The sequence below is a fragment of the Methylobacterium sp. WL116 genome (assembly GCF_008039455.1).
GTDB lineage: Bacteria > Pseudomonadota > Alphaproteobacteria > Rhizobiales > Beijerinckiaceae > Methylobacterium.
Genome location: NZ_VRUV01000275.1, coordinates 1 through 6160 on the forward strand (window position 1 = coordinate 1; position 6160 = coordinate 6160).

Sequence of the window (6160 nt, forward strand, 5' to 3'; positions counted from 1 at the left end):
AGGCGCCCGCCGACTACGTCTTCCTGGCCGGCGACGACGCGGCGCCTCATGCGCGGGCGGTTCCGGCCCGGTCCACCGTCGCGTCGGGCCGGGAATCGGTCGTCGCGTAGTAGGGCTTGATGTCGAGGAGCGGGGTGCCGTCGAGGCAGTCGAGACCGCGCACCGTCAGGGTCGCGCCGTCGCGTCCGAGCAGCTCCACCACCGAGAGCGCGATCGGGTTCGGCCGCGCCGGCGAGCGCAGCGAGAACGTGCCGCGGCTGCCGTCGGCGTGGCGCGGGCGCTGCACCAGCAGGCCGCGCTCGGCCCGGTCCATCCAGTACAGCAGGATCAGGTGGCTCGCGCCCTCGACGTTCTGCAGGCCCGGCGCGTAGCGCGGATCGACCGCGACGGTGCAGGCCGCGTCGGTCTGCAACCCGTTCTTCGGGCAGTCTCCGCGAACCGTCCACGGCGTGTGGATGCGGCCGATGAAGTGGAGCCCGGCATCGGCGCGATCGGGGAGGGCGACGGCCTCCTCGCCCGCGCGGCGCGCGAACGCGTCGCCGGCGGCGTCCATGCTGGTCGCGTTCTTGGCATCCCGATCGGTCATCCGCCGGCTTTCGGGCAACGCGACGCCGACCGCAAGCCCCGTCTCGCGCGCACGGGCGCCGGGGTGTAGAGCCGGGCGGGACGGGCCAGGCAGGATCTGAACGGGGAACGCGCGTGATCGAGAACGAACTGCGCCCGATGGAGGCGGTGGCCGACGTCGCGACCGCCGTCGACCGGCTGGTCGAGCTGCATGCCGGCGCGACCCAGGCCCTGCGCACCGCGCTGACCCGCACGCTGGACGGCGGCAAGCCGCCGGACGCCGCCGAGCGGCTGCAGTTCCGCTACCCGGAGCTTCGCGTGACCTACCGGCCCGCCGGCCCGGTCCCGCGCATCAGCCGCGCGACCGCCAAGATGCAGGCGCCGGGCACCTACAGCACCACCGTCACCAGCCCCGCCGACTTTCGCGCCTACCTGACGGCGCAGCTCGAGCCGCTGGTGGCCGATTACGGGGTCGGGCTCGAGGTCGGCCTGAGCGCGCAGGAGATCCCGTATTCCTACGTGCTCGAGCCCGGCACCGACCTCGGCGCGGGACGCGTCAGCCCGGCCGAGCTCGCGACCTGGTTCCCGGTGCCGCTGCTCTCGCTCGTCGGCGACGAGATCGCCGACGGGACCTGGCAGCCGATGGCCGACGAGCCGCGCCCGCTCGCCCTGTTCGACGCCGTGCGGGTCGATTACTCGCTCCGTCGCCTCGTGCACTACACCGGCTGCGACTGGCGCGAGGTCCAGCCCTGGATCCTGCTGACCAACTACCACCGCTACGTCGACCAGTTCGTCCGCCACGGGCTGGAGCGCCTCGCCTCAGGCGCGGAGGGCTTCACCAAGCTGGTCATGCCGGGGGGCATCACCGTGACGCGCGGCGAGGCCGCCTCCGCCGACCCGGCGGCGCTGATGGCCGCCTCGCCCTGGCACCGCTTCCAGATGCCGGCCTACCATCTCGCGTCCGAAGGTGCCGACGGCACCGCGCAGGGCACGACGCTGGTCAATATCGGCGTCGGCCCCTCGAACGCGAAGACGATCACCGATCACCTCGCGGTGCTGCGCCCGCATTGCTGGCTGATGGTCGGGCATTGCGGCGGCCTGCGGCAATCGCAGACCATCGGCGACTACGTGCTCGCCCACGGCTACATGCGCCGCGACCGCATCCTCGACGAGCTGGTGCCGCCGGACGTTCCGGTGCCGGCGCTCGCCGAGGTGCAGCTCGCGCTCCAGGCCGCGGCCGCGCAGGTCACGGGCGAGAAGGCCGACGCGCTGAAGCGGCGCCTGCGCACCGGCACGGTCGTCACCTACGACGACCGCAACTGGGAGCTGCGCTTCAGCCAGGAACGCCGCCGGATCAACCTCAGCCGCGCCATCGGCGTCGACATGGAGAGCGGGACGATCGCCGCGCAGGGCTACCGCCTGCGGGTGCCCTACGGCACGCTGCTCTGCGTCTCCGACAAGCCGCTGCACGGCGAGATCAAGCTGCCGGGCGCGGCCAACGCCTTCTACGAGCGAGCGGTGGCCGAGCACTTGCTGATCGGGCTCGCCGCCCTCGACATCCTGCGCGGCGACCGCCACGGCCTGCACTCGCGCAAGCTGCGCAGCTTCGACGAGCCGCCGTTCCGGTAGGCCGCGCCGCTACTTCAGCCTGCCGGCGATCCATCCGATGATCGCGTCGGCGACCCCGCCGTTGTTGGTCTCCAGCATCATCATGTGGCCGTTGCCGTGGATGCCGTGCTCGGCCAGCGCCAAGCGGTCGGGCTTGGCGCCCGCCTGCTCGAGGAAGGCACCGGTGCAGTCGTCCATCGTCGCGCGGAACGAGGCCTCGGCCGTCACGATCACGGCCGGTACGCGGGCGAGATTCGGCAGCTTGCGTGCCGGCTCGGCCTGGAGCCAGCAGCGGATCTGGCCGGGACGGAGCGGCGCCTCGGACTGCGCCACGACGAGGTCGGTCGGGGTCGAGACCGGCGGATCGAAGGTCAGCGGCACGCGGGTGATGCCGTAGGGCCGGGCGCGCGCCTCGCCGACCTTCTCGTACCAGTCCGCTCCCCCCTTGAAGCGGATGTCGTAGAAGGTCGGCCCGTTCGGCTCGACCGCGACATGCGCCTTCACCAGGTCGGGGCGCCGGTCCGACACCGCCCATCCGAACACGCCGGCCTGCGAATGCGTCAGCAGGACGGACGGCCCGATCTTCTCGAGCAGCGCGATCAGCGCGGGGTCGACGAGCTCCTCGCTGCGCAGGGCGCTGGCGATGAACGGCACCTGCGAGAAGTAGAACTGGTCGAACGCCGCGTTGCCCCTCACGCCGGCCCCGCCCGGCCAGCGGGTGTGAAGCTTGGCCTGCGGAAACAGGTCGAAGCGCTCCTGCCCGGTGAAGATCGTCTCCAGGTCGTTCGGCGCGAGCCGCGCATAGGGGCCGTAGGCGTCCGGATCGTCGCCGGACCGGCCGCGGCCGACCTGATCGACGACGTAGACGGCAAACCCCTTCTCGACGAACCGATCGACCCAGCCGGGACGCCCGTCCGGCGTGCCGAGGAAGTTCACGCCGGTCTGCGCCGTGCCGTGCACCATCACCACGGGATAGGGCTGCGCCACCTCGACCGGCGCGTGATACTGCACGAACATCTGCCCGACGGCGGCATCCTTGCCCGCGACCGTCTCGTAGGCGCCGCCGACGAAGAAGTAGCCCTCGCGCTGCGCCGGCTTGAAGGTCGCCGGATGGTCGGGCGCAGGCTCGGCCAGAGCCGGTGACCCGAAGCTCAGCAGCGCCCAGGCGAGACCCAGGACGGGTTTCCGCATCGTGACCTCCCGCAGACGTTCTTGTTCGCGTCGGATCGGACGCTAGCAGCCGCCGGCGACCGCGTCAGGCCGTTTGGCTCGCGGACCGATAGGGCGACGGCCGTCTGTCGCCGAACCCGACCCTCGAAGGCACGGGCGCCACCGGCAGAGAGGATCAACGCGGCGGGGTCGCCGCCGCCGATGCGGCAGCGGGGGGCCTTCCGTTTCCGCTCGCATCGGGCTTCCTCGACATCCTGCGCGGTGAACGCCACAGCACGCGCCGCATGTCCCGGCGCCGTCCGATCATGCCGCAGGGGACGCCGTCGAGCGCTGACGGAGCCCGTCACCGACGCCAGTGAATCCACGGGTGCGATGGGGTGGCGTCAGGCCGCCTCCGCGCGCGCATCGTACGATGCTTGTGCGGCGTCGATCCGGGCGAGGTTGTCGAACGCCCATCGCCCGAGCGCCTGGATCGGCTCCGCGAGGGAATGCCCGATCTCCGTGAGTTCGTAGTCGACGCGCGGCGGGATGGTCGGCGTCACCGTCCGGGTCACCAGACCGTCCCGCTCAAGATGGCGCAGCGTGAGGGCCAGCATTCGCTGCGAAATCCCGTCGACGCCGCGCTTGAGTTCGCTGAAACGGCACGCGCGCTCACGCAACAGCATGATCACGAGCACGGTCCACTTGTCGCCGATGCGCGACAGCAGTTGCGAGACGCGCAGGCACTCGGGCGAGTGCTTCGGCTGGGACGCGGTCACATCCATGTAACCTCGGTATCCGGTTTGTGCCGTCTTGCGACGGCTCCGCGAATTCATATCATGACCCGGTCACTAAGCGAAACCGAGGCACGAGACGGAACCCCATGCATCGGCGCGCGCGACCGGCGATCGCTCCGGCTTCACCGTCCAGCAAGGAGATCGCGCATGTCGCAGACCCTCGTCGCTCCTGCAGCTGCGCCCGCGCGCGCTCGCGACATCACCGTCCCGATCCTGACGGCGTTGCTCGTCGTCGCCTTCCTGGAAACCGGCGGTGCCAGGCGCGGCGGCGTTCCGATCATGATCCAGTTCTTCGATCAGATCGGCCTCGGGCAATGGCTCAGGATCGTCACGGGCGTGATCGAAGTCGTCGGAGCCGCGACCCTCCTGGTGCCGGGCTACGGGTTCTTCGGTGCCGTCTGGCTCGCGGCGAACATGACAGGCGCGATCCTCGCCCACCTCCCGGTGCTGCCGTCCTCGCCCGCGCCGGCGATCCTGCTGCTGGTCGCGAGCCTCGCCGTCGCCCGGCTGTGCTGATGCCTCTCAGGATAGCGGCTGAAGTCGTTTGCTCCGGCCGCATCGACCTTTCGAGCCCGCATCGAACAGGAAACCCGACGATGACCGATACCCCGTTCAAGCCCGTCATCTACCTGATGGCCGGCTGCCCGTTCTGCTTCAAGGTCCGCCTGTTCCTCCTGGAAACCGGGCAGCTCGACCACGTGACCTTGCGGGAGTTCGTCCAAGGCACGAAGGAGCAGAAGGCGATCGGCAGCCTTCTCGCACGAACCGGAACCCGGGTCGCCTATCCGACGGCCGAGCTGACGCCCGGCGTCCTCACCGCCGAGTCCGATGCCATCGTCGCGCATTTCGCGACACGCGCGGGCGTCGCCGCAGACACCCTGCCGACCTACGCGTCGTATCTCGCCGGCGTCTTCAAGAGCCTCCAATTGCTCTACCGCGAGAACATGGAGCTGAAGAGGCGCCAACCGGCGGGCTGACGCGGAGGCGCGAACCCGGTCCCTCGCCCTTCCCACGAGTTCCGAAGCGAAAGCCTGCCCGCCATGACGGTCGAACCCATCCTGACCCTGGAAGGGATCCCCTTCCTGGACGACGCGACCCGGCCCAGGGCACCGGCCATCCCCGGCGTCACCCCGATGCAACGCGCCCGAGGGCGGCGCCTGGGCCTGTATCACCGGCACCACCTCGCCGAGCTTGCCGCCGTCCGCGCTGCGCTCGACCGGTTCCGGTCGGGGACCGGCACCGTCGAGGCCGTGTCCGAGGGCGTCGCGTCCCTGTCGATGGTCGCGAACTTCCGCGCGTTCGGCAACCTGTGCGGGCAACAATGCCAGATGCTCCAGATGCATCACGACATCGAGGAAGGCAGCGTCTTTCCGGCCATCAGGCAGGACGCAAGCATGAGCCCGGTCCTCGACCGCCTCGGCGCGGAGCACCGGACCGTTCACGCCCTGCTCGAACGCATCCTGCAGATCGCGCGCGCCATCGCCGTGGATCCGCGCCGGGACTACGCCCTCGCCCTGGGCAGGATCTACGAGACCTTCGAGCAGATCGTGATCTCGCATTTCGGCTACGAGGAGCGCGAGCTCGAGGAGGCGATCGGGTTCTACAACGCGTTATGAACGGCCGCCTCCAACCGGAGCGCTTCGTCGATCGCCGCGGGCCCGGATCGCATGCAAGGCCCCGGGTAAGCCGGCACGTTTCCTCAGCGGCGCCCGCCCCACATCCCGGTGCGTTCCGACCGCGCCTGCTCCTCCGCCGCGAGCAAGTCGGGCGGCGCGTCCTCGCTGGCGCGGGCGCCGCCGGCCGAGAGGATCAGCGCGGCGAGGTCGTCGCCGTCGATGCGGCAGCGGGTGCCTTGGGTTCCGCCGGCATCGGGCGCGCACACCACCTCGCGGCGGCGCAGGTAGCGCGCGAGCTGGCGGGCGAGGTGGCCGCCCTGGCCGTCGACGCCGGCGAGCCGCACGGTGCGGCCGCGGAACGACAGGGTCCCGGTGTCGATCACCTCGGGCACGCCGCGCGCCTCGGGGCCGGCGGCCGGCGCGGCG

At 71.1% G+C, this 6160-nt stretch carries 7 protein-coding genes and 1 pseudogene; 4 read left to right on the plus strand and 4 right to left on the minus strand.

Going from position 1 to position 6160, the window contains the following annotated elements; translation table 11 throughout:
* Positions 1–46: 46 nt before the first annotated feature.
* On the minus strand, positions 47–553 hold the full coding sequence (tsaA, locus tag FV223_RS17815; RefSeq protein ID WP_147728281.1) for a tRNA (N6-threonylcarbamoyladenosine(37)-N6)-methyltransferase TrmO: 507 nt from the start codon (positions 551–553) through the stop codon (positions 47–49).
* A gap of 170 nt (positions 554–723) precedes the next feature.
* Between tsaA and FV223_RS17820 the strand changes: the two genes are divergently transcribed.
* Entirely contained in the window at positions 724–2193 is a 1470-nt protein-coding gene (locus FV223_RS17820; RefSeq protein WP_210246687.1) for an AMP nucleosidase, read from the plus strand.
* A gap of 9 nt (positions 2194–2202) precedes the next feature.
* Here FV223_RS17820 and FV223_RS17825 read toward each other — a convergent pair whose 3' ends face one another.
* Complete coding sequence (locus FV223_RS17825) at positions 2203–3363, minus strand: alpha/beta hydrolase (RefSeq protein WP_147728276.1); 1161 nt, start codon at positions 3361–3363, stop codon at positions 2203–2205.
* A gap of 362 nt (positions 3364–3725) precedes the next feature.
* Entirely contained in the window at positions 3726–4106 is a 381-nt protein-coding gene (locus FV223_RS17830) for a helix-turn-helix domain-containing protein (RefSeq protein ID WP_147728277.1), read from the minus strand.
* A gap of 159 nt (positions 4107–4265) precedes the next feature.
* On the opposite strand from FV223_RS17830, the gene FV223_RS17835 reads away from it, so the two are divergent.
* From FV223_RS17835 to FV223_RS17845, 3 genes are all read left to right on the plus strand, one after another.
* Positions 4266–4634: a DoxX family protein gene (locus tag FV223_RS17835; RefSeq protein ID WP_147728278.1), complete on the plus strand. Its 369-nt coding sequence runs from the start codon at positions 4266–4268 to the stop codon at positions 4632–4634.
* 80 nt (positions 4635–4714) lie between these two features.
* A complete protein-coding gene (locus tag FV223_RS17840) occupies positions 4715–5095 on the plus strand; it encodes a glutathione S-transferase N-terminal domain-containing protein (RefSeq protein ID WP_147728279.1) in 381 nt (126 codons plus the stop codon).
* Between the two features lie 63 nt (positions 5096–5158).
* The gene (locus FV223_RS17845; protein ID WP_147728280.1) at positions 5159–5734 is read left to right on the plus strand and encodes a hemerythrin domain-containing protein; all 576 of its coding nucleotides are present in this window, start codon (positions 5159–5161) and stop codon (positions 5732–5734) included.
* 83 nt (positions 5735–5817) lie between these two features.
* Here the strand turns inward: FV223_RS17845 and FV223_RS17850 are convergent.
* Positions 5818–6160 (minus strand): annotated as a pseudogene (locus FV223_RS17850) (penicillin-binding protein); the annotation flags it as partial.